2 protein-coding genes are annotated in these 2,230 nt (G+C 43.3%); one reads left to right on the top strand and one right to left on the bottom strand.

The features are described 5' to 3' along the window. A partial coding sequence (locus A3762_RS24710) for a malate:quinone oxidoreductase (protein WP_068758099.1) occupies positions 1-1,339 on the bottom strand: 1,339 nt, incomplete at its 3' end. A gap of 341 nt (positions 1,340-1,680) precedes the next feature. On the opposite strand from A3762_RS24710, the gene A3762_RS24705 reads away from it, so the two are divergent. Continuing rightward, the coding region (locus tag A3762_RS24705) for an NAD(P)/FAD-dependent oxidoreductase (protein WP_156493736.1) at positions 1,681-2,230 on the top strand (550 nt) is incomplete at its 3' end.

The raw sequence follows: 2,230 nt of genomic DNA, 5'->3' as shown, positions 1-2,230 counted from the left end.
CTTGAGCTGCTTCTTTCTTGACGATTTTTGGAAACAACGTTTTAACACAGCGCAGCATAACTTCTGGGGAGACTGATGCTCCAGGCGAAGCGCCTAACAATGTTCCGTAGCTCAAATCTTCAGACGTCACAATTTCAGTACCCATTTGTAGATCGCCATCTTTAATGATCTGAACGCGCTGGCCTGCTTGAACTACCTTCCAATTGAATTTATTGCTAAGACCCGGCGCAAACTCATCAAGTGTTTTTAACATCGCGCTTTCGCCCTTGAATGTTTCTTTAAACAAGTAAGTGACGAGAGGGAAATGTTCACGGGCAACATTAAGAAGGTTAGGAATGTCGTGTAAATGGACCATTCGAATGAACTCCACGATTCCTCTACCCTTCTCTAAAATCGGCGAGAACGTCGCAAATGGGCCAAATAGTAGATAATATTTACCGTCAGCAACACGCAGATCTAAGTGCGGAACTGACATTGGCGGTGCGCCAACAGCGGCTTTACCATATGTTTTTGCGCCATATGATTGGGCGACTTCTTTATCTATCTCTGCTGCAAGAAAACGACCACCAACTGGGAAACCTGAGAAGCGCCGACCTGCTGGTAGATGGCTCGCTTTTAAAATAGGGAAAGCACCACCGCCGGCGCCAACAAATAGCTTGTCTGCGCGCACCTGTTTCGCCACGCCGTTTTGTTCGCATTCAATCAACCAGCTACCAGATGGGCTCTTGTGCACGCGTTTAACATGCGTATTGTATTGAATATCCGCACTCTGCTCATTTTCCATATGCTGAGCAAGTTGCTTAGTAATCGACTCGAAGTTGACATCGGTGCCATGGTCAACGCGTGTTGCAGCCATCTTCTGATGACGAGATCGACCTTCCATCGTTAGTGGAATCCAGCTTTGAATTTCATCGAAGTCTTCTGACAACTTCATCTCGTCAAAGAAATGGTGCGATGCCATCTCTTTATAGCGCATGTGTAGAAGATTAATACTGTCTTCGTTTACCAGCGTGCAGTGCTTCGTCGGGTGAATAAAGCTTTCGGGATCTTTAATGATTCCGTTCTTTACTAAGTTTGCCCAATATTGCTTAGCGACGTTGAATTGCGCGTGGATGTCTAAGGCTTTTTCAACACTGATAACTTCTTCATCGACAGGTGTGTAGTTTAATTCGCAATTCGCTTCGTGACCGGTACCTGCATTATTAAAAACACTTGAGTTGCTCCCAGCAGCCTGATCAAGGCGCTCTAGAATCGTTATATTCAGATTAGGGTCAACGGTTTTGGCGATATGCGCGAAAGTAACGCCCATAATACCGGCACCAATAATTACTACGTCCATTTTGTGTACCTGTGTTGAAAGCTGCTTTAGGCCTTTTAAGCCATTAGACACAACGTTTTTTATAAAAACTTGCACTGCGTTCGATAAAACGCGCGAATATTAACATCAAACACTATTCAGCAGATCATTACTCCATATAAGCATCTCATTTGAAACGGTTAAATGTCCGATTTCATTGGAGGTTAGACCAGATTAATAAAATGTCAGACTTTAAGTGATTGATTTTATGTACTTATCTTCTAACTGTCCTCTGATAACAACTGATGCGTTAGCAAGGACATTAAATGCCATCCTCGGCCTGTATTAAGCTATTCGTTTGTACATTCATAAACGGATTAATCATGTCTTTTAAACGTAATCCATCAGTCATTGTCATCGGTGCTGGCATGACAGGTATTCTGATGGCGAAAAAGCTCAAAGATGCGGGTATTGAGAAAGTAATTGTTCTCGAAAAAAAAGAAAAAGTCGGCGGTACATGGCGTGAGAATACATATCCTGGCGTTGCGTGTGACATTCCCTCGCACATGTATACCTATTCGTTTGAGCCAAATCCTAATTGGAGTAATTTTTTCGCTCGTGGTAATGAAATCCAAGAATACTTCGAGAACGTGGTTGATAAATACGAGCTACGGCCAATGATTCGGTTTAATGAAACGGTTACTGAAGCCAAGTTTGATAACGGTGTATGGAAAGTTACGACCAGCACTGGTGATAACTATGAATGTGATTTCGTTATTTCCGCGACAGGTATACTGCATCATCCAAGCCTTCCCGACATTCCAGGTTTAGATTCCTTTGAAGGAAACATGTTCCATACCTCTAATTGGAATCATGATGTTCAACTCGATGCGACACAGTCTGTTGGTATTGTCGGAACGGGCTCTACAGCCG

This window comes from Oleiphilus sp. HI0125 (assembly GCF_001635355.1).
The sequence above is the reverse complement of the archived record's forward strand: the minus strand, read 5'-3'. Positions and strand labels throughout refer to the sequence as shown.